At 32.7% G+C, this 23,603-nt stretch carries 25 protein-coding genes; 17 read left to right on the forward strand and 8 right to left on the reverse strand.

Annotated elements, in window-relative coordinates; genetic code table 11:
• The first annotated feature begins 59 nt into the window (after window positions 1-59).
• Window positions 60-1,577 carry a glycogen synthase GlgA gene (glgA, locus tag ABRY23_10605; GenBank protein ID MFA3783501.1) on the forward strand — a complete coding sequence of 506 codons (1,518 nt, stop codon included), beginning with the start codon at window positions 60-62 and terminating at the stop codon, window positions 1,575-1,577.
• A 63-nt stretch (window positions 1,578-1,640) separates the two neighbouring features.
• Here glgA and chrA read toward each other — a convergent pair whose 3' ends face one another.
• From chrA to ABRY23_10635, 6 genes are all read right to left on the reverse strand, one after another.
• On the reverse strand, window positions 1,641-2,792 hold the full coding sequence (chrA, locus tag ABRY23_10610) for a chromate efflux transporter (protein MFA3783502.1): 1,152 nt from the start codon (window positions 2,790-2,792) through the stop codon (window positions 1,641-1,643).
• A 15-nt stretch (window positions 2,793-2,807) separates the two neighbouring features.
• Window positions 2,808-3,230: a DoxX family protein gene (locus ABRY23_10615; GenBank protein ID MFA3783503.1), complete on the reverse strand. Its 423-nt coding sequence runs from the start codon at window positions 3,228-3,230 to the stop codon at window positions 2,808-2,810.
• A 116-nt stretch (window positions 3,231-3,346) separates the two neighbouring features.
• Complete coding sequence (locus tag ABRY23_10620) at window positions 3,347-4,096, reverse strand: hemerythrin domain-containing protein (protein ID MFA3783504.1); 750 nt, start codon at window positions 4,094-4,096, stop codon at window positions 3,347-3,349.
• Window positions 4,086-4,406: a 4Fe-4S binding protein gene (locus tag ABRY23_10625; protein ID MFA3783505.1), complete on the reverse strand. Its 321-nt coding sequence runs from the start codon at window positions 4,404-4,406 to the stop codon at window positions 4,086-4,088. Before ABRY23_10625 ends, ABRY23_10620 begins: the two co-directional genes overlap by 11 nt.
• A complete protein-coding gene (locus ABRY23_10630; GenBank protein MFA3783506.1) occupies window positions 4,393-5,025 on the reverse strand; it encodes a hypothetical protein in 633 nt (210 codons plus the stop codon). Before ABRY23_10630 ends, ABRY23_10625 begins: the two co-directional genes overlap by 14 nt.
• Before the next feature lie 13 nt (window positions 5,026-5,038).
• Window positions 5,039-5,350 carry a PadR family transcriptional regulator gene (locus tag ABRY23_10635; GenBank protein MFA3783507.1) on the reverse strand — a complete coding sequence of 104 codons (312 nt, stop codon included), beginning with the start codon at window positions 5,348-5,350 and terminating at the stop codon, window positions 5,039-5,041.
• 973 nt (window positions 5,351-6,323) lie between these two features.
• On the opposite strand from ABRY23_10635, the gene rpmH reads away from it, so the two are divergent.
• The 5 genes from rpmH to ABRY23_10660 are packed head-to-tail and all read left to right on the forward strand — an operon-like array spanning window position 6,324 to window position 11,708.
• Complete coding sequence (rpmH, locus tag ABRY23_10640) at window positions 6,324-6,470, forward strand: 50S ribosomal protein L34 (protein MFA3783508.1); 147 nt, start codon at window positions 6,324-6,326, stop codon at window positions 6,468-6,470.
• The gene (rnpA, locus tag ABRY23_10645; GenBank protein MFA3783509.1) at window positions 6,471-6,869 is read left to right on the forward strand and encodes a ribonuclease P protein component; all 399 of its coding nucleotides are present in this window, start codon (window positions 6,471-6,473) and stop codon (window positions 6,867-6,869) included.
• 1 nt (window position 6,870) lies between these two features.
• Entirely contained in the window at window positions 6,871-7,080 is a 210-nt protein-coding gene (yidD, locus tag ABRY23_10650; protein MFA3783510.1) for a membrane protein insertion efficiency factor YidD, read from the forward strand.
• Window positions 7,081-7,094: 14 nt separating this feature from the next.
• Complete coding sequence (gene yidC, locus ABRY23_10655) at window positions 7,095-8,960, forward strand: membrane protein insertase YidC (protein MFA3783511.1); 1,866 nt, start codon at window positions 7,095-7,097, stop codon at window positions 8,958-8,960.
• A gap of 45 nt (window positions 8,961-9,005) precedes the next feature.
• Entirely contained in the window at window positions 9,006-11,708 is a 2,703-nt protein-coding gene (locus tag ABRY23_10660; GenBank protein ID MFA3783512.1) for a BamA/TamA family outer membrane protein, read from the forward strand.
• 130 nt (window positions 11,709-11,838) lie between these two features.
• Here the strand turns inward: ABRY23_10660 and ABRY23_10665 are convergent, their stop codons facing one another.
• Window positions 11,839-12,378, reverse strand: a complete 540-nt coding sequence (locus ABRY23_10665) for a hypothetical protein (GenBank protein ID MFA3783513.1) — start codon at window positions 12,376-12,378, stop codon at window positions 11,839-11,841.
• Window positions 12,379-12,390: 12 nt separating this feature from the next.
• Window positions 12,391-12,882 carry a hypothetical protein gene (locus ABRY23_10670; GenBank protein ID MFA3783514.1) on the reverse strand — a complete coding sequence of 164 codons (492 nt, stop codon included), beginning with the start codon at window positions 12,880-12,882 and terminating at the stop codon, window positions 12,391-12,393.
• A 450-nt stretch (window positions 12,883-13,332) separates the two neighbouring features.
• On the opposite strand from ABRY23_10670, the gene ABRY23_10675 reads away from it, so the two are divergent.
• From ABRY23_10675 to ABRY23_10725, 11 genes are all read left to right on the forward strand, one after another.
• The gene (locus ABRY23_10675; protein ID MFA3783515.1) at window positions 13,333-13,863 is read left to right on the forward strand and encodes an RNA polymerase sigma factor; all 531 of its coding nucleotides are present in this window, start codon (window positions 13,333-13,335) and stop codon (window positions 13,861-13,863) included.
• Window positions 13,847-14,431: a hypothetical protein gene (locus ABRY23_10680; GenBank protein MFA3783516.1), complete on the forward strand. Its 585-nt coding sequence runs from the start codon at window positions 13,847-13,849 to the stop codon at window positions 14,429-14,431. Before ABRY23_10675 ends, ABRY23_10680 begins: the two co-directional genes overlap by 17 nt.
• A complete protein-coding gene (locus ABRY23_10685) occupies window positions 14,421-14,960 on the forward strand; it encodes a DUF4252 domain-containing protein (protein ID MFA3783517.1) in 540 nt (179 codons plus the stop codon). Before ABRY23_10680 ends, ABRY23_10685 begins: the two co-directional genes overlap by 11 nt.
• A gap of 131 nt (window positions 14,961-15,091) precedes the next feature.
• On the forward strand, window positions 15,092-15,859 hold the full coding sequence (locus ABRY23_10690; protein MFA3783518.1) for a creatininase family protein: 768 nt from the start codon (window positions 15,092-15,094) through the stop codon (window positions 15,857-15,859).
• Window positions 15,860-16,511: 652 nt separating this feature from the next.
• A complete protein-coding gene (locus ABRY23_10695; protein MFA3783519.1) occupies window positions 16,512-16,781 on the forward strand; it encodes a DUF2061 domain-containing protein in 270 nt (89 codons plus the stop codon).
• Window positions 16,753-17,460, forward strand: coding sequence for a phosphoadenylyl-sulfate reductase (locus ABRY23_10700; protein MFA3783520.1), 708 nt, complete (start codon window positions 16,753-16,755; stop codon window positions 17,458-17,460). The genes ABRY23_10695 and ABRY23_10700 overlap by 29 nt, the downstream gene beginning before the upstream one ends.
• Before the next feature lie 12 nt (window positions 17,461-17,472).
• Complete coding sequence (gene cysD, locus ABRY23_10705) at window positions 17,473-18,354, forward strand: sulfate adenylyltransferase subunit CysD (GenBank protein ID MFA3783521.1); 882 nt, start codon at window positions 17,473-17,475, stop codon at window positions 18,352-18,354.
• A gap of 73 nt (window positions 18,355-18,427) precedes the next feature.
• Window positions 18,428-19,786, forward strand: coding sequence for a sulfate adenylyltransferase subunit 1 (locus ABRY23_10710; protein MFA3783522.1), 1,359 nt, complete (start codon window positions 18,428-18,430; stop codon window positions 19,784-19,786).
• A 35-nt stretch (window positions 19,787-19,821) separates the two neighbouring features.
• Entirely contained in the window at window positions 19,822-21,114 is a 1,293-nt protein-coding gene (cobA, locus tag ABRY23_10715) for a uroporphyrinogen-III C-methyltransferase (protein MFA3783523.1), read from the forward strand.
• A gap of 23 nt (window positions 21,115-21,137) precedes the next feature.
• Window positions 21,138-23,351, forward strand: coding sequence for a nitrite/sulfite reductase (locus ABRY23_10720; protein MFA3783524.1), 2,214 nt, complete (start codon window positions 21,138-21,140; stop codon window positions 23,349-23,351).
• Window positions 23,341-23,592, forward strand: coding sequence for a sulfurtransferase TusA family protein (locus tag ABRY23_10725; protein MFA3783525.1), 252 nt, complete (start codon window positions 23,341-23,343; stop codon window positions 23,590-23,592). Before ABRY23_10720 ends, ABRY23_10725 begins: the two co-directional genes overlap by 11 nt.
• The last annotated feature ends 11 nt before the right edge of the window (window positions 23,593-23,603 follow it).

Genomic DNA, 23,603 nt, shown 5'->3' on the forward strand with positions numbered 1-23,603 from the left:
TTTATAACTGCAATTTTCTTTCCTTATCTTTACGAACAAAAATTAAATTAGTGAGAAAAATGAAAGTAGCATATATTGCAAGCGAAGTTTTTCCCTATGCAAAAACCGGCGGCTTGGGCGATGTTGCCGGCACACTCCCAAAAGAACTCGCTAAACTTGGCAACGATGTTAAGGTATTCATGCCTAAATACAACCTCTTTAGTGAGATCGACTACGGTTTACATTACCAATGGAAAATTGGCGGCATCTTAATTCCAATTGCCGATAGAATTCATTCTGTGCACGTCCAAAAAGCTTATTTGCCAGAAAGCAACGGAAAGAAAAATTCGAAAGTTGAAATATATTTTATTGATTGTCCATATTACTATTATAGATATCGGGTTTACACAGATGACCCAGATGAAGATGAGAGATTTATCCTTTTCTCGAAAAGTGTCTTAGAAGTTATCAAACGATTAAATTGGTCACCAGATATTATTCATTGTAACGATTGGCACACTGGAATTATTCCGTTATTAATTAAGGACCAACCACAAAGTGGTGAATTCTCATACAGCAATGAGAAAGTATTTGAAAGAACTGCAACCATTTTTACAATTCACAATATCGCTTACCAGGGTATATTCGATAAACACACTTTTGAAAAAGCCGGAATTAATCCAAAATATTTCCTTAACGGCGGTCACGGTGAATACTATGGCAAAGTTAGTTTTTTGAAAACAGGAATCATGGTATCAGATATAATTAATACGGTAAGTGAAACCTATGCAAAAGAATTACTAACACCAGAGTATGGTTCAGGAATGGATCCTTTTTTGAACTTGCGGAAAGAAGATTTTTACGGTGTGCTTAATGGTGTAGATTATAATATCTGGAATCCCGAAACAGATAAATTAATTCCTTATAATTATTCTAAAAACGATCTTTCAGGCAAATTAAAAAACAAAAAATACTTACTAGAAAATCTCGGACTAACTTTTGATGAGAACATTCCTCTGATTGGAATCATATCCCGATTGGTAGAACAAAAGGGATTCGATATTTTAAATGAAGTATTAGATGAAATAATAACTCTTAATGCTCACTGGGTAATTTTAGGTAGCGGCAAGAGAAAATACGAGGAGATGTTTGCTCAGTTAGCTCAAAACCATCCAAAAAAATTTTCAGCATACATTGGCTATAATGATGAATTTGCTCATCTAATTGAAGCAGGAGCAGATATGATTTTGATGCCGTCGGTTTACGAGCCTTGCGGATTAAATCAAATTTACTCGCTAAAATATGGAACAGTGCCGATTGTAAGGAAAACAGGTGGACTTGCCGACACTGTACTTGATTGGCATGAATGTCTTTCAGAAGGAAAAGAAATTGGTACTGGCTATTCATTTGTCAATTTCAGTGGTTCGGCTCTTTTGCAATCCTTAAAAACTGCTATCAATGATTTTCATAACAAAGATTTATGGAGAAAAATTCAATTGAATGGAATGGAAAAAGATTATTCATGGCAAAAATCAGCTGAAAAATACATGGAACTTTATAAGAAAGCTACTAAAAGACTGAATAACGGCTCTTCTTAAATAGTGGGAAAATCTAATAAAAGAATTAAAAAACTGAGCCGTGCTTTAAGAAATAGTGGTTCGTTAAAATAATTCAAGCAAATATCCCAGTAATGCACCACTTAAAACAATGTAAGCAGAGTTAACCTTCTTTATTCTTAACAATGCAACAGCACTTAATACTGCAATTAATGTTGTTCTCCAGTTTATGCCGTATAAAGAGTCTGCTAAAATTTCTATGCCGAGTTTTATTCCAACAACAAACATAACCGCTACTGCACTGGCATTAACAGAATCCAGAAATTTAGAAAGATAAATTGATTTTCTTATTCGAGGTATGAGCGGATTTAAAATTAAAACAAAAATGAATGATGGAATTACAATACCAGCTGTGGCTAAAATTGCACCTGTAATTTTAGAAATTTGGTATCCAATAAAAGTTGCAGATGAAAGTAACGGACCGGGTGTAAATTGCCCTACCGCAATAGCATCTAATAGTACCTGTCTTGTAAGCCAGTGCAGTCCTTCAACAAATTCTCCATTAAAATATGCTACTAAAATGTATCCGCTGCCAAACCAAACAATCCCAATTTTTAAACACGTTAAAAACAATTTTGTAAGTGATACTTCAGCTTTTTCTATTGATTGAATTACAGAATTAAAATTAAATAAAGAAATTAATGTAAGTGGAAAGAATGAATTTAGTTTGTTCTTATGTTCCGAAAACAAAAGAAACAGAGCGCCAAATATTCCACCAAAAAGAATAGAAAAAATTTCATTTACTCCGATTATATTAAAAAATGCTACTACGGCAGCAATTGAAAATAATTTCCAGCCTTTAGCAGCTTTCATTCCAAGTTTAACAACGGCATTCATTATTATAACAATTACAGCGGGTTTAATTCCATAAAGAAAAGGTTCAACTTGAGGTAAGGTGCCATAAAGAAGATAGAAATAAGAAATGATGCCAGTAATCATTACAGCTGGAAACATAAAACTCAATCCCGATACCAAAGCTCCTAAAATACCTGCTTTGTGGTAACCGCAATGCATCGCCATCTCGGTCGAATTCGGTCCCGGAATCAGATTAGTGGCGCCAACCAAATCAAGAAAATGTTCTCGACTCATCCATTTTCGTTTGGTTACAATTTCTTCTTCAAACATTGCAATGTGTGCAGCAGGTCCGCCGAAAGCAATCAATCCAAGTTTAAGGAATACTTTTATTAATTCTATCAAGATTAACTTTTTTACTTATTTAAAAAACTTGTAGTCTAAAGAAATTTTCCCGGCTCCATTCAATAAAATAAAAATTAAACCGAACAGCATTGAAAAATCTGTTCGTGCTTCGTGTGCCATTTTCCAGAATCCATCATTAATCAGAATTGGAATTTTTGTAGAGATTATAGCAACGCTTATATTTATTATTAAAGGTATAGCAGCTATTCTTGTAAATAAACCTATCAATAATAAAAAGCCGAATATTATCTCAACAACTCCAACAAATGGTGCAAAGAATTCCGGTGCAGGAATACCGATTTTTATAAATCTTCCAATGCCGAGCGTATCCTGGAAAAGAAATTTTTGGATTCCTTCTGAAAAGAATACTGCACCGACAATTACTCTTATCAGCAATACTGATGATGGTACATCATCTTTATATAATTTTAGTTTCATATTTCACTCTATTTTTGGGCTGACTAAAAAGTAATATTTTTTAAAGAAATAGAACACAGAAAACACTGACTTTGACTGATTTTCACAGATTTTAAAATTGAAAAATTACTTTTTAGTCACTCCCGAGCTTCTGAATCAGGTGTGAATTTAGATAAATCATAAATCCCAAGTCGTTTTTCAATGTTTGCTACTTTATCAACCATACTCTCAAAACCATCCTCTCCGAACAACTCGTGCTCTTTATCCTCAAACTCTTCGCCAAGAGAATCATATTCGTTTTGTGTTACAAGTTTTTTAAAAGCAGGAAACAATACAGTATCTTCTCTTGCTTCGTGAGGATTATACATTTTTATAAATGAGTTTAGATAATTACTCAACAGCTTTTTATCTTCTTCGGTTTTCAAATTATTTTTAAAAAGATTTAATAATTTGTCAGTCAATTTTCTTCCGATTTTATGTTGAACTGTAAGAACATCAACAAGTTCAATAAGTGTATTTGCTTTTTTAAATCTGGGAAACAAAAAATCCTCTTCAAGTTTTTCGTGATAATCTTCGATGAAATTTCTTATGATTGCCGCTGAATCATGCACAATTTCTGGGGGAAAATCCAATTTTGAATTTATTCTATCAATTATTTCCTGGTAAACTAAAAGGACCCGTTTAAGCACGCCGTGTTCTCGCATTAAATCTTCGGCTGGACTTACTTCTTCTTCACCCCCAATAGACGTAATTATTTTGCTTGCACTAAAATTTATATTTGCAAAAACAGTAGAACTAATTGCAGTAACTCCCAATACAAGTCCCGACTTCTTAATGAAGTCCCTTCTATTCCTGACTGCTGTCAGACAAGTTTGTTTATGTATCATAAATTATCTCCTTGTAATAATGGTTTTGTGGTTTTGCTTCGTTTATAATTTCAACAGCAGAAGTTGGACATTCTTCAACGCAAATCATACAGCCATTGCACAATTCTGAATTTTTCAAAAAAGGGAATGTCATCATTTTCTCTGGCAATAATTCTTTATTGGTTTTATTGTTGAATTCAAGATATGACAAATAATTACCTTCAATAGATTTCCCCTTGTGAATTCTCATATCGATTGCTTTTGTTAAACAAACATCCATACATATACCGCAGGAGATACAGTCTTTTGCATTTAACTTAAGCCTGTACATTTTCTCTTTCCTTTATTTTGTCAGAAGGCAGTTTAGTAATTTGAAGGGAGAAATAATATAACGCCGCAATAAATGTTATGATTAATATCGCAAAAGTTATGTAAAAAACTACAGTAGAAAGTTCTGGATTAAGATTTGACCGCAGGGATTTCATTATTTGCCAGAAAGGCTGTTTAGCTGCTGCATATTCGTCACCAGGTGCTTCCATCACCAATACATAACCTAAAAAATTTAGAAAAGCTCCGAAGGCAATTATGTAGTTGTTTATTTTCGATAGTTTATTATAATCCTCAGTGTTCCTGAAAACTTTGATAATGAGAGAAATTATTAAGACAATCATACCAAACGGAACGAATGGCAAACCAATTTTAATATCTGCCATCAAATCGAGATTCACATTTAAGAAAATAAAGAGTATGGAAAAAAACAGCAGTCCGTCTCTAAGAACAATGTAGATTAGCCACCAGAGATCAGCTGCAACTCTCAAAGTCATTCTCGATAAGATTCGTTCAAAATATGGCCTGCCTATATGAAGCAGAGCCGAGATAATTGAAAAAAGAATTCCTAAATCGAGCAGTGTTTGAGCTGTCCATATTTCGAGTGCTTTGTAAGTGTTCATTTATTCCTCATTTTTATTCTTCGTATAATTCGTCAACAAGTTCTTTTGCCTGTCTTTTGGCTTTATCTAAAATTTTTTTGCCGTTTTTTGTAATGGAATAATAACGGCGAATTTTTCCATTAACATTTTCGGTTTCGGATACCAAATAGCCCTGTTCTTCAAGTTTATGAAATATGGGGTATAATGTTCCGTAGGAAATCTGGTAGCCGTGTCGTTTTAACTCTTCACTAAACTCTTGTCCATATATTCTTTCCTTAGAAGCGTGATGGAGTATATGAACCTTAATAAAGCCAAGCAATAAGTCTTTTAATAATTTATCTTCCATAATAACTCCAAGAATTCTATCGAAAACTAATATCGATTTTCGATATTGTCAATTTTTTTGATTCAAAAATTATCTTAATGAAATAACGAGCGTTGTTAAAAAAAGTGAACGAGAGAGAAGCAACTATTAATTTAATGGCAAAGCATTTTAGTTGGAGCGTTAAATAGAACAAAATAATTTCTCTCTATTTGCCCCATGGTTTGCTTTCAGTGTGAATTAGGTGTCATTAACTTTTTCAATAACCAAAATAATTCTTCAGAGTAATAAAATAAGAATTCACCACCCACCCACGAATGGGAATCCACCACTTCGTGGGTGGTGAATTCACAACTTCGTGGTTTGCTAATTTGAACTCACCTCCTAAGTCTGGTATGCCAAAAAAGTAAAGTATTTCCTTGCAGTGCAGACTTTAGTCTGTGGACTTGCCTGCAGTAAGCTGGATTAAAAAATGCAATTATAATAACAGACTGAATTCTGTTCTACATCTTAGTTACACTCGAGCAAAGTAAATTTCCATAAATAAAGTTATTTTGAACAAGAATGTTTTTAAGGGTTTATTAGTTACATCACTGCTGTCCAAAATAATTTTGAAATCAAATCCCGAAGGGATGAATTACCAAATAAATTTAGAAAACTTCATGATTTTGGACTATTCTACTTGTCTTGTAAATCAATCCCTATCTCGTCCCTACGGGACTTTTAACTTCAGTTTGATATTTATTATTCTATAACTATATAATTCCTAAAGGGATTACATTGGTTTATGCATAATCAAAGCTTTATTGTCCCCTCAGAACAAAATATTTTTAGGATAAAAAACAAAGAAATAGATTAAGTCCATTTAGGGACGAAATAAAAAATATATTGGACAGATATGGGTTTATTAGTTACATACTATGGAGAGAATAACTTATTTTGTTAATTGGGCATATTTTACTAAATTTGGTACCTTTACTAACAAAACGGTTTAAAAATGAAAAGGACATATCAACCAAGTAATAGAAAACGAAAAAATAAGCATGGATTCCGTGAAAGAATGTCCACTAAAAATGGCCGCAAAGTTCTTGCGAGAAGAAGAGCAAAGGGCAGGAAAAAATTAACTGTTAGCGACGAAAAATAATTGAAAAAGCAAGGTCTTTCTCCAAAAGAAAGAATAAAGAGCTCTAAACATTTTGAATTATTATATAAAGCAGGTAAAACTGTAGTTTCGGAGAATTTAAAAATAAAAGCAATTTTCTTAGCAGTTAAGAATACTGATGAGATAGGCGTTAAAGTTGCTTTTACAGTTTCAAAAAAAGCCGGTAAAGCTGTATGGAGAAATAGAGTAAAAAGGCTGCTAAAGGAAGCTTACAGATTAAACAAAACAATTTTAGCTTCGTTAGCAGAACAAAAGAATTTTTTGCTGCTCGTAGCGTTTTCAACTAATAATATTAATCAAAAAAAAAATAAAAAAATTTTTCTCGATGAAATTATGCCTAATATGATTGAACTTATGAACAAGATAAGAAATAGTTTGTAACATGAAATATATTTTTATTTGGTTGGTAAGGCTTTATCAAAAATTAATATCTCCATTATTTCCCCCCTCATGCCGTTTTTACCCAACTTGTTCTGAATATGCAGTTCAAGCTTTTCAAAAGTATGGTGTGATTAAAGGGGGGTTAAAAGCCGGGTGGAGAATTTTAAGATGCAACCCTTTTAACAAAGGTGGTTACGACCCACTTGAATAAGACTGGATACATAAATGGATAAACAAACAGTAATTGCTTTTACACTTATTGGAATTATCTTAATAATTTGGCTGTATTTGAACTCACCACAACCTCCTCAACAAATACCGTCAAAAACAGATTCTACTCTTGTTGCCGCTGATACTTCTAAGATAAAAGATAGCGTTAATACAAAAGTAAATGAGCAAATCAAAAAGACTCTGCCTCAAACAAAAGACACATCAGAATTTGCACCCGCTACTGCTAAAGAAAACATAATAACAATTGAAACCGACTTGGTTAAAATGGAGCTTACTTCAAAAGGTGCACGAATAAGAAAATACTATTTAAAAAAATATAATACATGGTATTTCAATGAGTTTGATACAACCGACTTTTACAACAGACATGTACAACTGATTAACCCAATTAACGGTGGCGATTTCAATATTATTTTTGTTACAAAAGACGGTAAACTTGTAAATACAGCAGACCTTAACTTTCAATCAGATAAAAATAATTACTACTATAAAATCGCAAATAACGATTCATTAAGTATCAATTTTACATATACTTCACAAAATAACAGAGCAATAGTAAAACACTTTACATTCTACGCAGACAATTATGCATCTAAAGTTGATATTGAAATGAAGAACATGCAAGATATAATCAGCAGCTTTAGATATGACGTAGTGTGGGCAAATGGAGTAAATTTTACAGAAAAAAATTCAGTTGACGAAGCAACCTATTCTGATGCGAGCGTTTTTTCTGGAGGCGAATTACTTACTATAGATGCTAAATCCCCTAACGAACCGATTACAAAAGATTTGAACGGCAAGATTGACTGGGTTGCAATAAAAAGTAAATACTTCGCAATGATTCTAGCACCTAAAAATCCAAGCGATGAGGGCGGTGCATATATTGAGGGTAAACATCTTACTTTAGGAGAAGGTGTTAGAGAACAATACAGCACAAGCTTAAAAATCCCTTTTAAAAATACCCAATTTCAAAAAGATTCTTTCTTGCTTTACCTTGGACCAATTGATTACGATATTCTCAAATCGTACAACAAAAACTTTCAGTCTATTTTTGATTTTGGAAGTTTCCTTGGTTTGACTTTTTTAATTAGACCGATATCTGAATATCTCTTTCTTCCGTTATTTAAGTTTTTGCACAGTTTTATTCCAAATTATGGTTTAGTAATAGTCATATTTTCTATTTTAATCAAACTCGCATTACATCCTCTTACAAGACAAAGCTACAAGTCAATGAAGAAGATGCAGCTTCTTCAGCCTAAGATTGCAGAAATTAAAGAAAAATACAAAGATGACCAGCAGCGAATTCAGAAAGAAACGATGAAATTATACTCAACTTATGGAATAAATCCAATGGGCGGCTGTTTACCTATGCTACTGCAAATGCCAATTTTAATTGCCCTGTGGAGTTTGTTTAAGGTAACAATTGAAATACGTCAGAAACCCTTCTTTTTATGGATTAAAGACTTAGCTTCGCCAGATGTAATTTACAGAATGCCGTTCAAAATTCCAATTTTTGGAGTAGATATAATTAGCGGTACTGCACTTTTATTGGGCGTTACAATGTTCATTCAACAAAAAATGAGCACAAAAGACCCATCGCAAAAAGCTTTAGTCTACGTTATGCCTATAATGTTCACCGCTTTATTTATGGGTTTCCCCTCGGGCTTAAATATATATTACTTAATGTTTAACTTATTATCTATTATTCAACAATACTTTATTAATCATTCTAAAAAAGATGGTGAATTAGTCCCAGTAAAAGATCCACACAAGAAAAAATCGGGTTTTATGGCAAGAATGATGGAAGCTGCCGAAAAGCAAGCTCAAGCTCAAAAAAAGTCCACTTATAGAAAAAAATAATTTTAATTTTCGCTGGCAATATAATTAAGCCTGCTGAATTTGCTCATGTATAAAATTATTTACAATTGCTTATTATTTGCTTTTGTTATTCAATCTTTGTGTTCAGCGCAAACAAAGGTACTCTCTTTAAAACTGCGTACAAAGCAGCTCCCTTTTGGTCTTACTGAAAAAGTATCTCAATTCCAACCAAAAGTAGGTATTGCTTTAAGCGGGGGAGGCGCAAGGTCTCTTTCGCAGATTGGTATTTTAAAAGCACTTGTCGAAAATAAAATCCCTATCGACGAAATTACAGGCACAAGCATGGGCAGTATTGTTGGCGGATTATTTTCTTCTGGCTACTCAATAGATGATATTGACTCTATTGTAAATGCAACTGACTGGAATGAGTTTTTTTCTACACAACAAACTGACCGTAATCAATTATTTATTGACCAAAAAGTTACTGAAGACAAAGCTCTTATCACATTAAGATTAGACGGCTTCAATCTTCTAATTCCAAAATCATTAACTGCCGGTCAACGAGTTGCCAATTTTTTAACATTAGCTGCTCTTAATGCCCCACTAATTGCAGATTCATCTTTCAATGGTTTGGTATACGATTTTAAAGCGATAAGCACAGATTTAATTTCTGGCAAGGAGGTTATACTTGACAACGGCTCGTTAAGTTTAGCTATGCGTGCAAGTTCAAGCGTAACTTTTTTACTGCCGCCTGTAAAAAAAGATTCCCTCCTGCTTGTTGATGGTGGACTAATAGCTAACATCCCAGTTGAACCACTAAAAGAAAACGGCTGCAATTTTATAATTGCATCTAACACTCCAAGTCCACTCTACTCACGCTCAGAATTAAAATATCCCTGGACAATAGCAGACCAGCTCGTCAGCATTCCAATGAAAGTACTTAACGAACAACAACTTAAATTGGCTGATGTTGTAATTACTCCCCCTCTTTCAGATAGAAAAAACACCGACTTTAGTAAGATTAACGATTTAATAAACGAAGGATACTTAAAAACAGAATCAATTATCAACTTAATTAAAGATAAGCTGAAAGAAAAATTTGAAAAAAACATAGATGAAAAAGAATTCTTCATTCTCAACCCTACACTTTCAGAAAACCCAACAGAAGATGAAATAGTTTTTTTTCAAAAATATATTAGATTAGATTCCGTTAGTAATTATCAACTCTTATTTGATTTAAACAATTTATTTAATACTGGCATTTACGAATCACTCTCCATTGAGATAAATGAAAAAAGTGGGCATTCAATCTTAAAGCTCAATGAAAAAAAGAATCCTGTTATAAAAAAAATAAACTTACGCGGCGTCTCTCTTTTCCCTTATAACGTTATTGAAAATTATATGCATCCATTACTTAACAAACCATACAATCCTAAAGAAGTAATTGAAGCTGCACTAAACATATTAAGACATTATAAAAAAGCCGGCTACTCGCTGGCAAGAATTTCTAAAATTAATTTTGATACCACATCTAATTCACTTAACGTAAGTTTAACGGAGGGTATAATCTCTAAAATTATAATAGATGGATTACAAAAGACTAAGCAACAAATTATTACACGGGATTTTTCATTGCGAGAGGGCGATTTTTTCAAATACTCTGCGGCTGAACAGGGATTAGTAAATCTAACAAGTACTAATTTATTTGACAATATAGAACTCTTCGTAAACGTAAAGAACAACAAGAATACTTTAATACTTCATATAGATGAAAAACCTTCGAGCGTGCTTAGATTAGGAATGCGTATTGATAACGAAAATCAAACACAATTATTTATAGACGTAAGAGATGAAAACCTTTTCGGCACAGGTACAGAATTGGGAGCTGTTTTATCTGGTGGTTTGAGAAATCGCTCTTACATTCTTGAACATAAAGCAACTCGTATATTTGATTCCTATTTTACCTACAAATTAAGAGCCTTTTACGAATTTAATGATGTCAACGTTTATAAAGATGATTCAACAGGAGTACCAAATAGATTTTCAAGATCTAAAACAGGAGAATATAGACAAATTTACTACGGCGGATCCTTTGGTATAGGAACACAAGTAAAAAAGCTCGGGAATCTTATAATCGAAGCCAAATACCAAAGAGACCAAATAAAAAGCAAGTACAACTTTCTCGGACCAACTTACAAGGTTGATATTGCAAGCTTAAGAGCAACACTTACAATCGATACGCAAGACCAATACCCTTACCCAACAAAAGGTTCTTTATTGAACACTTATTACGAAACAGCACAAACAGCACTTGGTGGTGACTTAGGCTACACAAAAGCATACTTCAATTATAAAAGTTATTTTGGAGTTAACGAGAACCATGTTTTTAACATTCGACTTGTAGGAGGTTTCGCAGATAATACTCTGCCACTGAGTGAACAATTTTCATTAGGCGGACAAAATTTATTTTTTGGCTTACGAGATAACGAATATCGAGGAAGACAAATTTTTGTTTCATCTGTTGGTTATAGGCTAAAACTTCCTGTTAAAATATTTTTCGACAGCTATCTTAAAGCTCGTTACGATTTGGGTTCAATTTGGGATGAGCGTTCTCAAATTAGATTAAAAGACCTTCGACATGGAATTGGTGCCACCCTTTCCTTAGATACACCAATTGGACCAGCTGACTTTTCAATAGGAAAAAGTTTTTACTTTGTTAATACTTTGCCTAAAAATACAATTGTGTGGGGACCGACTTTCTTTTACTTTACAATTGGCTTTTATTATTAAGCCTAATAGATTAGTAATGATTTTTTGATAACCGACCAGTCTTTTCGATAAGACGATGTTTCAAAAGGAAAAATCTTTTACTAGAAAAGATAGTGTTAAAAACTTCTTTCAAAAATTATCAAGAAAAAAATTATTCTTTTTTAAGGGATTTCTCTGCAAGTCTCAAATATTTCTTCTCCAATTCAAAATTACCAAGTCTTTTAAAATGCTCTGCTAAAGCAAAATAAACTCGGCTTTTCAGATTTACCTTAGAAAGCAAAGTCTCAACTGTACTTACAATCTTTTCATTTAGAGGTAAATACAGGTCATAATTGTATAGCCCTAAAATTCTAAGCAAAGGTTCGGATTCTGTAGGCTTGCAGCTATTTGCTTTCACGTAATAATTAAATGAATTTTCTATAGAGTTCAAATCAAACAAATTATTTTCAAAAACCTGTGCTGTCCACATGTAATAATCGTACTCAAAATGTCTAAATTCTTTGGCAAGTTTCTCAGTATACATCATAATTTCTTCACTGGTCAAATTTGGATTGGCAAGCAGTATTTTATAAATGTCTGGATCGGTAATGTTATTCTTCAATGCATCTTGGAACGTGTCGAACAACTCACCTGAGGATGTTAAACTTCTGAACTTTTCTTCTATTTGTTTATTCAGGTCTGCTTTAGGCATAAACAAAAATATTTACTCAAAGATTCTTGCAAAATTTTCTCTGTTAAACTCTAAGAGATTGTTTTCAAATTCTACTGTTTTATTTTTATCCCATTGCATCTTAGCAACTTTAGTATAATTATTAACTCCTAATACAGCAAACTTCCTGTCCATCAAAACTTTATTTTGGTCAAAGACAAAAAAACATATAATCATTTCCATTTTTAATTTTTTTTTCCAATTTTCATAGGATTTTACCGCGCGCTCGTTAATTTGCCATTTTCTAGACTGTTTACCTTTCCAATCTAACAAAACTGATTTCCCATTATAACTAACTATCATATCCGGCTTATCTTCTCCTTTTTCCCAAAGCTTTTCGTACCTTTTATCCTTACCAAATTCAGAAAACTCAAATCCCCATTGTACTAGTAAATTAAGTCCTACTTCTTCTGCCAAATCATGCAGTCTGTAATTTCTATGAAACTCCTCTGAAGTTTTAGTCGGATTAAAATCTAACTGTCTCATTAAGATTTCTTTTTAATATCGTTCAAATATAATCAGTACAAATCGATATAACAATCATTACAATAACTCTATACTTTTCATTTAATGAAATACTGTTCAATCTTAAATACGACATAAAAAATAAAAAAGCATTAGTTAAAGTGCTAAAACAGGTTATTTATTGAGGAGCAAATTTTCACCAATCGGGTGAAAAAATTCTCAAAGGAAAAAACTAATTGTTATTCTCTTTAAAGGGTTTGAATTTGCTCTATATAGTTATTAAATCCATACGGGATTTCGAAATCTTTATAGATAATGATGAACCAAAACCATTTGAAAAGTACAAAAGTGACAAAATATTTTTTTCCTACTAAATATTATGAAAATCTCTAAAACGGATTTGAGGGCCAAATTTAAGTTAGCTTTTAATGTAACTTTTTAATCTATTGTTTCGTCTTTAATGTATAAAAAATGATACTTAAGTCAATAAGATATCAATTACTACTTCAGCAATATAAGAATAGAATTTATTCTTACTCATTGTACATGTTAAAAGACAAAATGGACGCTGAAGATGTTACTCAAGAAGTATTAATTAAAATGTGGCTTAACTTAGGTAAATTTAATATGACTGCAGCGGCATCGTGGATAATGAAAACAACTCATAATCTTTGTATTGATTACTTACGAAAGCGCAACGTCGAAACTAAAAGAAACTGGGACGTTGAACAATTGAGCGAGCAATTAATATCAAGCAATAAAACTGAAGATAATCCTTTAACGGCTGCGCATTATAAGTTAGCAAAAGAAAAAATTAAGGAGGCAATTATAAGACTGCCGGAACAGCTTAAAAGTATATTTGTTCTTTATGAGATAAATGGATTAAAATACAAAGAGATTTCAAAAATCTTAGATATCCCAATAAATAGTGTGAGGGTATATCTTCTTAGGGCACGTAGAAAATTACAAGAGGAACTGAAGTGCTATGAACCTAAAGACTAACAACATACTTGACGAAAAGCTAATTGACGAAATTATTGGAACAGCATATCGAGATGTTTCAATATTTATTCTAATGAAAGTTCTTTTTTTATCGTTGACTAATAACCATGTCAAAAAAATATATTGTGAATATAGACTAACCGCAAAAAAAGTGAAATCCATTAAGCAAGATGAAATTCCGGAGATACTACTGCTAAGCACTTTGAGTAAAGTTAACCACTCAAAAAAAGTAAAAATACTTTCTTACGATTTCCTTTACATAATCTTCAAACAACCAGTATTGTCGCTCTTATTTGTAGTTGTAATAATTGCTTCGATTTTTTATACAATCATTACTAATAAGTCGGTTACAACCCAATCTTTCTCTAAGCAGCAAATAGAACTCGCTGATAAGCAAATTAAATATGCATTTTCTTTGATAAGCGACATTCTCCAGAAAACACAAATGACAATAAATGAAAACATTTTAAAAAATAAGATTACCAAGCCTATGCATCAAAGCATGGAAACAGTTTACGAAATTGTACCCAAACAAGAAAAAAATAAAAGAGGTCAACATGAAAAGTAAACTTATTTTAATCATCTTATCATTTGTAACGTTAACCTTTGCCCAAAAGACAGATTACACCAAAGAGCCTGGCTATTTTGAATTTGGTAATTTGCCATTCGGAGAAAAAATTGAGCCAATAACTGAAATCAACATTGAAGAGCCACTCTTAAAAATGATGTCGAATATGGTTAATAATAAAGATTCAAACTTCTCTGAACTAATCGGTTCTATAAAATTAATTAGAGTTAGCGAGTATGAGCTGAAATCTTTGAGCAAAGAAGCTCTATCAAACAAAATAAACACAATTGATAAAGAACTGTTAAATAAAAATTGGGAGCGGATAGTTAAAACAAAATCCGGAAAAAACATTGTAAATATTTACGTAAAACCTGATGCAAACAAAGGGTACTCAGGCTTAGTAATAACTTCAATAGACAACAATAAAGTTTCTTTTGTTAATATAGTGGGTAAAATTGACCTTACAACTGTGGGGAAACTTTCAGAGCAATTTAATATACCATCTATAGACTCTTTAAAACATAAATGAGAAGAATGATAAGCTTAATGTACTTACCGTCATGCTTCAACAATTCCCAAAATTTATTATTAGTTGTTTTTAGAATAATAAATTTGGGTTAAATTTGTTTGGTAAAAAAATCACATTATAGAGGTTTTGACATGTCAACTAGGCCATATGTACTTGCAGAAACAAATTGGAAGACAGTAAAAGAAACAAATTATACATTAGCTATATTACCTTGGGGTGCAACAGAGGCACATAATTATCATTTACCTTACTCAACTGACAATATTGAAGCACAATACATTTCTATTGAATCTGCACGTAAAGCTTGGGAAAAGGGCGCAAAGGTTGTTGTTTTACCCGGTATCCCATTTGGAGTTAACACTGGACAAATTGATATAAAGCTTTGTATTAACATGAACCCAAATACTCAGTATGCTGTATTAAGAGACGTTATTGACTCGCTAAACAGACAGGAAATTTTCAAACTTGTAGTTCTTAATGGGCACGGTGGAAACAACTTCAGGCAATTTATCCGTGAACTTCAGCTGCAATATCCTCAAATGCTAATTACAGAACTTAATTGGTTTAGAGTATTAGATGATAAAAAATATTTCTCAGTGCCAGGAGACCATGCGGACGAAATGGAAACAAGCAATATGTTAGCAATAGCACCCGAGTTAGTTGCGCCTTTCGAATATTGGGGCGATGGTAAAGAAAGAAAATTTAAAATAAAAGGTATGCGTGATGGCTGGGCTTGGACTGAACGCAAGTGGAGTTTAATTAGTGAAGATACGGGTGTAGGCAACCCTAAAAACGCTGCTGCTGAAAAAGGAAAAAAATATCTTGAAGACTTAACAAACCTTATCTCCGAATTTTTAATTGAGTTTTCAAATTGTGACAAAAACAATATCTATGAATAAATTTATACAAACAAACTGAAACTTAATTTCTAAATGACGTTAAGACTTTAAGCTCCCCAGAAGCATTTTACATTCATTGTATAAAAACGACCGTATTTTTTTTACAACAATCGATTTACTGCATATCTATACAATTTTGATGAAAAAGGTCAACCTAAATGAAAAATTTTTTAACAAAATTTATTTTTTCAGCATTAAGACACAAAAAATAACTTGACATGATATCGCAAATAATTTAGATTCGCACATAAATTTTTACTACAAATGAAAAATCAAAAAACAAATATCACCTGTATGTGTATGATGAAAACAGCCTTGAGTGGCGAAGGGTGAGTTACATAAATTTTATAAATTAACTTGAAAAGCCCTTCGTTACTGAAGGGCTTTTTTATTTTAGGAAATAAGAAAGGAAATACAGATGTTTTACAATAAAATAAATCACAAAAAAAAGTTACAAAAAAGAAATGTGGTGCAAGTGACCCACTTTAGCTTTTACGCTCAACCGCTCAATTCTCAAATGCATACCTGTATGTGCAACAACTGTATGTGTTGTTGTTAACCTTCTTTTATTAGATTCTAACATAAACACTAACTTAAGTTAATCCCCTAAAGGGAAAAATTAACAATCAATCTGAAAAACCGTGAGAAATATATGTATGAAAAAACATATAGAAGCTTATTAAAATCAATATCGTGGAGAATTACCGGTACACTTGATACAATGATAATTTCCTATTTCGTAACAGGAAGTCTTAAGATATCTCTGTCAATTGGCTTTGTTGAAGTCTTTACTAAAATGTTTCTTTATTTCCTTCACGAAAGAGCATGGAATAAAATTAACCTAGGAAGAAAAAATGTTATTAAAGAAAAGCCTTTCTTAAACGAGGAAGAATATGAGTACGAATATAATCAACGAGCTTAACCTTTTGCTTGAAAATAAAGAACCAGAGTTTGTGCTGAATTATTTTGTCGAAAAGTATAAGGGAAAAACTGTATTCTCAACAAGCTTTAGTATTGAAGATCAAGTGATTACTGATTTGCTTTCTAAACTTCCACAAATACCCAAAATATTTACACTCGATACAGGAAGACTTCCAGAAGAAACTTATAAAATTATTGAAAAAACTATGGAACATTACGGCATCGATATAGAAGTTTTTTTCCCTAACCACTGTCTGATAGAAGAGATGGTTAAACAAAAAGGAGTAAATCTTTTTTACAACAGCATTGAGGACAGAAAAAGGTGTTGTTATGTAAGAAAATTAGAACCATTAAAAAGAGCTCTCGTCGGCTCTGAGGTATGGATTACAGGTTTAAGAAGAGAGCAATCGATAACAAGACAAAACATTAACGTAGTTGAATATGACGAAGCGAATCAAATAATTAAAGTTAATCCGTTATTTAAATGGACTGAACAGGAAGTATGGGATTACATCAAGAAAAACAATGTGCCATATAACACTCTTTACAAAAAAAATTACACAAGTATTGGATGTGAACCATGCACAAGACCAACAAAACCTGGGGAAGACGTTAGAGCTGGCAGGTGGTGGTGGGAAAACCCAGAAACCAAAGAATGTGGATTACACTTTACTAAATAAAAGAGAAAATAAATGGATTACTTAGAAAAATTAGAAGCACAAAGCATATATATTCTACGCGAAGCTTACAGGGAGTTCAAAAGCTTGGCAATGTTATGGTCTATCGGGAAGGATAGCACTGTTTTGCTGCATCTTGCACGTAAAGCTTTTTTTGGTCATGTTCCTTTTCCTTTAATCCATATTGATACTTCATTTAAAATCCCTGAAATGATAGAATACAGAAACCAATTAGCTCTTCAGCTAAAGTTAAATTTAATTGTAGGTCAAAACACTGAAGCATTAAAAAACAAAAAAACATTTCCGCATGGAACAGTTGACAGATTAACATGCTGTAAATTGCTTAAATCGGAAGCATTAAAAAATACTTTGTCTGGAAACTGGCAAAGACTGAAGTTAAATCACGATACTGCTTCTTTTATTGAAGATGATAATAAAGAGGCTTATACAGGCGTAATTGTTGGTGTAAGAGCAGATGAAGAGGGCAGCAGGTCTAAAGAAAGATATTTTTCACCGCGCGATAAAAACAGCGATTGGGATATAAGCGACCAGCCGCCAGAATTTTGGAATCAATTTAAAACTGAATTTGCACCAAACACTCATGTTAGAATTCATCCTCTTCTAGATTGGACAGAACTAAATATTTGGGAATATATCGATAGAGAAAATATTCCTGTCGTCTCTCTCTACTTTAACAATGGTTCTGGTAAAAGGTACAGATCCTTAGGCTGCTATCCATGTACTAAACCAGTTGATTCAGATGCCAAAAATGTAAAAGAAATTATTGAAGAGCTAAGAACTGGAAAATTTGCGAATGTAGCTGAAAGGTCGGGACGCGAGCAAGATAAAGACGGCGGAGGAACTCTTGAAGAACTAAGAAAAGAAGGATATATGTAATACACTCTTACTCTTGCTCTCAAATTTTAAAGAGCAAGAGTATAAGCAAGTAAAAAATTAAAAGGGGTTATTCATGACAGAAAGGATGAACATTGTTATTGTCGGTCACGTAGACCACGGTAAAAGTACTCTAATTGGCAGATTACTTGCCGATACCAATTCTTTACCCAACGGTAAGCTTGAACAAACAAAAAGAAAGTGTGAATTAAACTCTAAACCATTCGAATATGCATTTTTACTTGACGCTTTAGTGGATGAACAAGCGCAAGGTATAACTATAGATACAGCCAGAGTATTTTTTAAGACAAAAAAAAGGGAGTATATAATTATTGATGCACCAGGCCATATTGAATTTTTAAAAAACATGGTCTCTGGTGCTGCACGTGCTGAGGCAGCAATTCTTTTAATCGATGCAAACGAAGGTATTGCAGAAAACACAAAGAGGCACGCCTTCATGCTTTCTCTTCTTGGAATTCGTCAAGTCGTTGTGGCAATTAATAAGATGGACCTCGTCAATTACAGCAAATCAAAATTTGACCAGCTTACTTACGAATACTCAGAATTTCTCGAAAGTATTTGCATTTCACCATTGGCTTATGTGCCAATCTCAGCAAGAGAAGGTATTAATCTAATCGAACATTCTTATTTAACAAATTGGTACGACGGACCAACGGTAATAGAACTCATAGATAATTTCGAAAAAGAAAAGGAAGAAAGCGAAAACAACTTTAGAATGTTTGTTCAAGGCGTTTATAAATTTACTGCTAATAACGACAACAGAAGAATTATTGCCGGTACAATTAACTCGGGAACTATAGAAATTGGAGATGAAATAATCTTTCTTCCAAGTGGAAAAAAATCTACTGTTAAAACTATTGAGATGTTCGGAAAACACTCTATCTCCAAAGCTACAGCTGGTCAAGCAATTGGTCTAACTCTAAATACACAAATCTATGTTAAGCCGTCTGAATTAATTTGTAAGGCAGAAGAAACACTTCCTTATACCTCAAACAGATTTAAAGCCAATGTGTTCTGGATGGGCAAAAAAAATTTGACCACTAATAAAATATACAAACTAAAAATAGGTACAAATAAAGTAGAAATGAGAATAGAGAAATTGGAAACTGTACTTGATGCCTCATCATTACAAATAATAAACGGCAGAACCGAAGTACACAAGCACGAAGTAGCTCAGTTGATAATCGAAACTAGGAATCCCATTAGTTTTGATTTAATTAATCAAATAAAAGATACAAGCCGTTTTGTAATTGTGGATGATTATGATATTGCTGGGGGTGGAATTATTACCGAGTCCCTGCAGCAAAAAACAGAAGGGTATGTGCCTAACTTTTCTGATTTTGAAAATGAGTTATATAATCTAATTAAAAAACATTTTCCTCATTGGGAATTAAAACCAATTCGAGGAATATGACTTAATATTTATAAGCAATATTTGAAAGAAACAATATGCATAAAATAAATTCACTACCAGTGCTTCTGAAAAATCCTAAGATACTATTGATAGGAGGGGGTAAAGTAGCTCTACAAAAAATTAAAGTGTTGTTGGAAAACGATATAGAGTTTTTTGTAATTACAGAAAAAATTTGTGCTGAGCTTATTAATTATCACTTCAATTACTCTATTAAAAAGTTTGAGAAAAAAGATGCTGAAAATTATAACATTATCATTAACGCTTCAGGTAATAATGAAGTAAAGGCTATTATTAAAGAAATTAAAAGAGAAAGATTTATTCTAGTTAACACTGTTGACGTTCCCGAAGAATGTGATTTTTATTTTTCTTCCTTACTAATTTATAAAAATCTTAAAGTTGCTGTATCGAGTAATGGCGCCAGCCCAACAATTACTCAAATAGTTCGCGATAAAATTAAAAATTATCTGCCGACTCAATTAGGTGAATTAGCAGAAAAAAAATTTTTAGAGCGAACTGCTGGCATTATTAATCCTGATGAAACAAAAAAAGAGACTTTAAAATTATTCGGTAAAGTATATCTAATTGGCTGTGGAATAGGCGGGATAGATATGTTAACTCTAAGAGCTTACAATCTTCTTCAAAATGATTTGGATTTGGTTTTGTACGATCATCTTATCACAGAAGATATTTTGGGCATAATCCCAAAGCATGTAGAAAAAATATATGTCGGCAAATGCAAAGGTAGATATGCAATGACGCAGGATGAAATAAATAAATTGCTTTTAAATTATGCACAAAGGGGAATGAGAGTGGGCAGACTTAAAAACGGCGATCCTTTTTTGTTTGGGCGTGGCTCAGAAGAGGCTGTCTTTTTAATAAATCATAATATTGAAGTGGAAATAATTCCCGGTGTTCCTTCCGTTACTGCCGCACCTTTAAGTGCAGGTATTCCTATTACTGCACGAGAAATTTCCTCATCGGTTTCAATTGTTACTGCTCATTTGAAAGGTGGCGTTTTTGATTCTTCATGGATTGATTTATTAAAAAGAAAAAATCATACTACAATTGTTTTAATGGGATTAACTCAAGCTGAAAATATCATCAATCATGCAAATAAAAATGGTGTAGATGAGTATTTGCCAACAGCAGTTATTTCGAACGCGGGAAGAAATAATCAAAAAGTACTTACTGGCTCGCTTAAAAATTTGGTTGAGCTGTCAAATAATGCAGAACCACCTGCAGTTCTTGTATTTGGCAATGTCGTTAATTTTTCAAATATACTTCCTCATTTCCGATATTATAAAATTTTTGAAGAATTAAATAGCTAAGAAACAAAATAAAGGGACAAGCGATGGAACAATTAAAAATATGGCAGCAGATAGACATTAACAAAAGTTACAACGTTTACCGCGAAATTGATGAATATGAGGAAATTATCAATAAACTGAAAACTGGCGAAATTCATCCCGAAAGATTCAAAAGCTATCGTTTAACTTTCGGTACTTACGGCGTCCGTCATCATACCGAAGGAACACACATGCAAAGAATTAAAATACCAGGTGGATTTATTCTTTCAGAACAATTAAGAAAAATTGCAACTATCACAGAGTTATACGCCGCTTCGGGTCATGCTCATCTTACTACTCGACAAGATATTCAGCTGCATTATATTGACCTGGAAAACATTCCTACTGTTTTAAGAATGCTGGCCGATGTCGGTATTACTACAAAAGAAGCATGCGGCAACAGCGTTAGAAATATTACTGCATCTTACCTTTCGGGTATAAGTAAAGACGAAAAATTTGACGTCTTACCCTATGCAATTTTTTGTACAAGATATTTTTTAAGGCATCCTCTTTCATCTACATTACCGAGAAAATTTAAAATCTCTTTCTCCGAAAGTGAAGCTGATAATGCTTATTCGAGAATTCATGATATTGGCTGCATACCCCAAGTTCATTTTAACGGAAAAGAAATTCGTGGCTTTAAAGTTTATGCAGGCGGCGGATTAGGCGCAGTGCCTATTACTTCAAAATTAATTACAGACTTTATACCGGTTGAAGAATTCTATTTATTTGTTGAAGCCGCTCTACGAATATTTCATAAATATGGAACAGAAGAAAGAAAAAATAGAAACAAAGCAAGAATGAAATTTTTAATCGCAAGGATTGGATTTAATAAATTTAAGGAACTCGTCTTCAATGAATTTAATTTTTTGAAACAGCACAGAAAAATCAAAGATGAGCTTGAAAAATACATTCAAGAATTTCCACTGCCCGCTCCAACAAAAAATGGAAGAACAGATGGACCGGCAAATTCTAAAAAATTAAAACAACCAGTTTATTACTCATTATCAGAACTTAAAAAAGAACTCTGGAATTTATTCAAGCAAGACATAATAGAACAAAAACAGTCGGGCTATCTAGCAATAATGATTAAACCAATACTTGGGAATTTAGAACCGGAAAAATTAAGAGCAGTTGCTGAATTTTCAGATAAATATGGGGCTGGTTACGCAATTATAACTCCAACTCAAAATATACTTGTTCCTTGGATAGAAAATAAATTTATTTACGACGCTTACAATTTTCTTGTACAAAATGATTTTTATAGCAGATCAAATGAATCTACACGGGATATAGTTTCCTGTCCAGGTGCATATTCATGCCGTTTGGCAGTTACTCATCCATATAATTTAGCAGAATATATCGGAAAAAATATTGACGATCTTTCTGGCATTCGACTGCATATTTCCGGCTGCCCAAATTCTTGCGGTCAACATCATATTGGTGATATTGGTTTGTTCGGCGCTTCACTTAAAGTCGATGGCAAATTATCTCCTCATTACGTTGTATTGATAGGCGGAAATGTTTTTTATCAAAAGGATAGAATTGGTCGTGTAATCGGAAAAATTCCAGCAGCTAATGCCCATTTATTCATAAGAGAAGTAAAAGAATATTGGGTGAAAAATAAAAACGACAACGAACAGTTTTTTGAATTTGTTGATAGAGTCGGAATCGACCCATTTAGAAGAATACTTGCTAAATATTCGAAGATAGAAGTTGAAGACCCGCAATTTTATAAAGAACCGGGCTTAGATGAAGAATTCAAAATGGAAGCCGAAAGCAGAGGCGAGTGTGCTGGAAGTTTATTGGATCTTATGGCAATTAATCTGTTCGATTCAATACGGAATATTTATGAAGCCGAAGATGACTTGAAATCTGAAAATTGGAACCTTGTGAAAGAAAAATGCCTGGATTCGATATTAAAATGTGCTAAAATGTTCGTTTACCTTGAAGGCGTAGAACCACAAGAAGAAAGTGAAATACTTAATGAATTTGTAAAAAGAATAAATCCTAAAAGATGGCTGTGCAATGATTGGTCGAATATCAAAGAAAATTTTTTGAAGTGGAAATACAATAAAGAAGAACAGGAAACAATTTTGCAGTTGTATAATTACACAAAAGAATTTGTATACGATTGCGATAAATCATATTTAAGACTGCAGCCAAGCTTAAAAATAATGGAATGTATAAAAAATAACGGAGAGAAAAATGAGTTCTGAAAACATTCTTATTTCTGATGAGATATTAGATTTGAAAGGTGTTTCATGCCCGTTTAATTACGTTAAAGCAAAACTTAAATTGGAGACAATGCAGACAGGCAAGATTTTAGAAGTAATACTTGATGATGGTGCTCCTATTAGAAATGTGCCGCGTTCACTTAAACAAGACGGGCATTCAATTTTGCTTGAAGAAAAAATTAACACCAATAATTGGAAAATACTCGTTAGAAAAGAAAAATAGATAAGGAGAAA

The organism is Melioribacteraceae bacterium 4301-Me, from assembly GCA_041538185.1.
Taxonomy (GTDB): Bacteria; Bacteroidota; Ignavibacteria; order Ignavibacteriales; family Melioribacteraceae; genus Pyranulibacter; species Pyranulibacter aquaticus.

Bases quoted from the DNA above. Each gene is read 5' to 3' on its own strand.
- ABRY23_10625 (MFA3783505.1), bottom strand. From the start codon at position 4,406: ATGTACAGGCTTAAGTTAAATGCAAAAGACTGTATCTCCTGCGGTATA.
- ABRY23_10685 (MFA3783517.1), top strand. From the start codon at position 14,421: ATGAAAAGTAAACTTATTTTAATCATCTTATCATTTGTAACGTTAACC.
- ABRY23_10695 (MFA3783519.1), top strand. From the start codon at position 16,512: ATGTATGAAAAAACATATAGAAGCTTATTAAAATCAATATCGTGGAGA.
- ABRY23_10720 (MFA3783524.1), top strand. From the start codon at position 21,138: ATGGAACAATTAAAAATATGGCAGCAGATAGACATTAACAAAAGTTAC.
- cobA (MFA3783523.1), top strand. From the start codon at position 19,822: ATGCATAAAATAAATTCACTACCAGTGCTTCTGAAAAATCCTAAGATA.
- ABRY23_10615 (MFA3783503.1), bottom strand. From the start codon at position 3,230: ATGAAACTAAAATTATATAAAGATGATGTACCATCATCAGTATTGCTG.
- ABRY23_10665 (MFA3783513.1), bottom strand. From the start codon at position 12,378: ATGCCTAAAGCAGACCTGAATAAACAAATAGAAGAAAAGTTCAGAAGT.
- cysD (MFA3783521.1), top strand. From the start codon at position 17,473: ATGGATTACTTAGAAAAATTAGAAGCACAAAGCATATATATTCTACGC.
- rpmH (MFA3783508.1), top strand. From the start codon at position 6,324: ATGAAAAGGACATATCAACCAAGTAATAGAAAACGAAAAAATAAGCAT.
- ABRY23_10725 (MFA3783525.1), top strand. From the start codon at position 23,341: ATGAGTTCTGAAAACATTCTTATTTCTGATGAGATATTAGATTTGAAA.
- ABRY23_10710 (MFA3783522.1), top strand. From the start codon at position 18,428: ATGACAGAAAGGATGAACATTGTTATTGTCGGTCACGTAGACCACGGT.
- ABRY23_10620 (MFA3783504.1), bottom strand. From the start codon at position 4,096: ATGATACATAAACAAACTTGTCTGACAGCAGTCAGGAATAGAAGGGAC.
- glgA (MFA3783501.1), top strand. From the start codon at position 60: ATGAAAGTAGCATATATTGCAAGCGAAGTTTTTCCCTATGCAAAAACC.
- yidC (MFA3783511.1), top strand. From the start codon at position 7,095: ATGGATAAACAAACAGTAATTGCTTTTACACTTATTGGAATTATCTTA.
- yidD (MFA3783510.1), top strand. From the start codon at position 6,871: ATGAAATATATTTTTATTTGGTTGGTAAGGCTTTATCAAAAATTAATA.
- ABRY23_10680 (MFA3783516.1), top strand. From the start codon at position 13,847: ATGAACCTAAAGACTAACAACATACTTGACGAAAAGCTAATTGACGAA.
- ABRY23_10670 (MFA3783514.1), bottom strand. From the start codon at position 12,882: ATGAGACAGTTAGATTTTAATCCGACTAAAACTTCAGAGGAGTTTCAT.
- ABRY23_10630 (MFA3783506.1), bottom strand. From the start codon at position 5,025: ATGAACACTTACAAAGCACTCGAAATATGGACAGCTCAAACACTGCTC.
- ABRY23_10675 (MFA3783515.1), top strand. From the start codon at position 13,333: ATGATACTTAAGTCAATAAGATATCAATTACTACTTCAGCAATATAAG.
- ABRY23_10635 (MFA3783507.1), bottom strand. From the start codon at position 5,350: ATGGAAGATAAATTATTAAAAGACTTATTGCTTGGCTTTATTAAGGTT.
- ABRY23_10660 (MFA3783512.1), top strand. From the start codon at position 9,006: ATGTATAAAATTATTTACAATTGCTTATTATTTGCTTTTGTTATTCAA.
- ABRY23_10690 (MFA3783518.1), top strand. From the start codon at position 15,092: ATGTCAACTAGGCCATATGTACTTGCAGAAACAAATTGGAAGACAGTA.
- ABRY23_10700 (MFA3783520.1), top strand. From the start codon at position 16,753: ATGAGTACGAATATAATCAACGAGCTTAACCTTTTGCTTGAAAATAAA.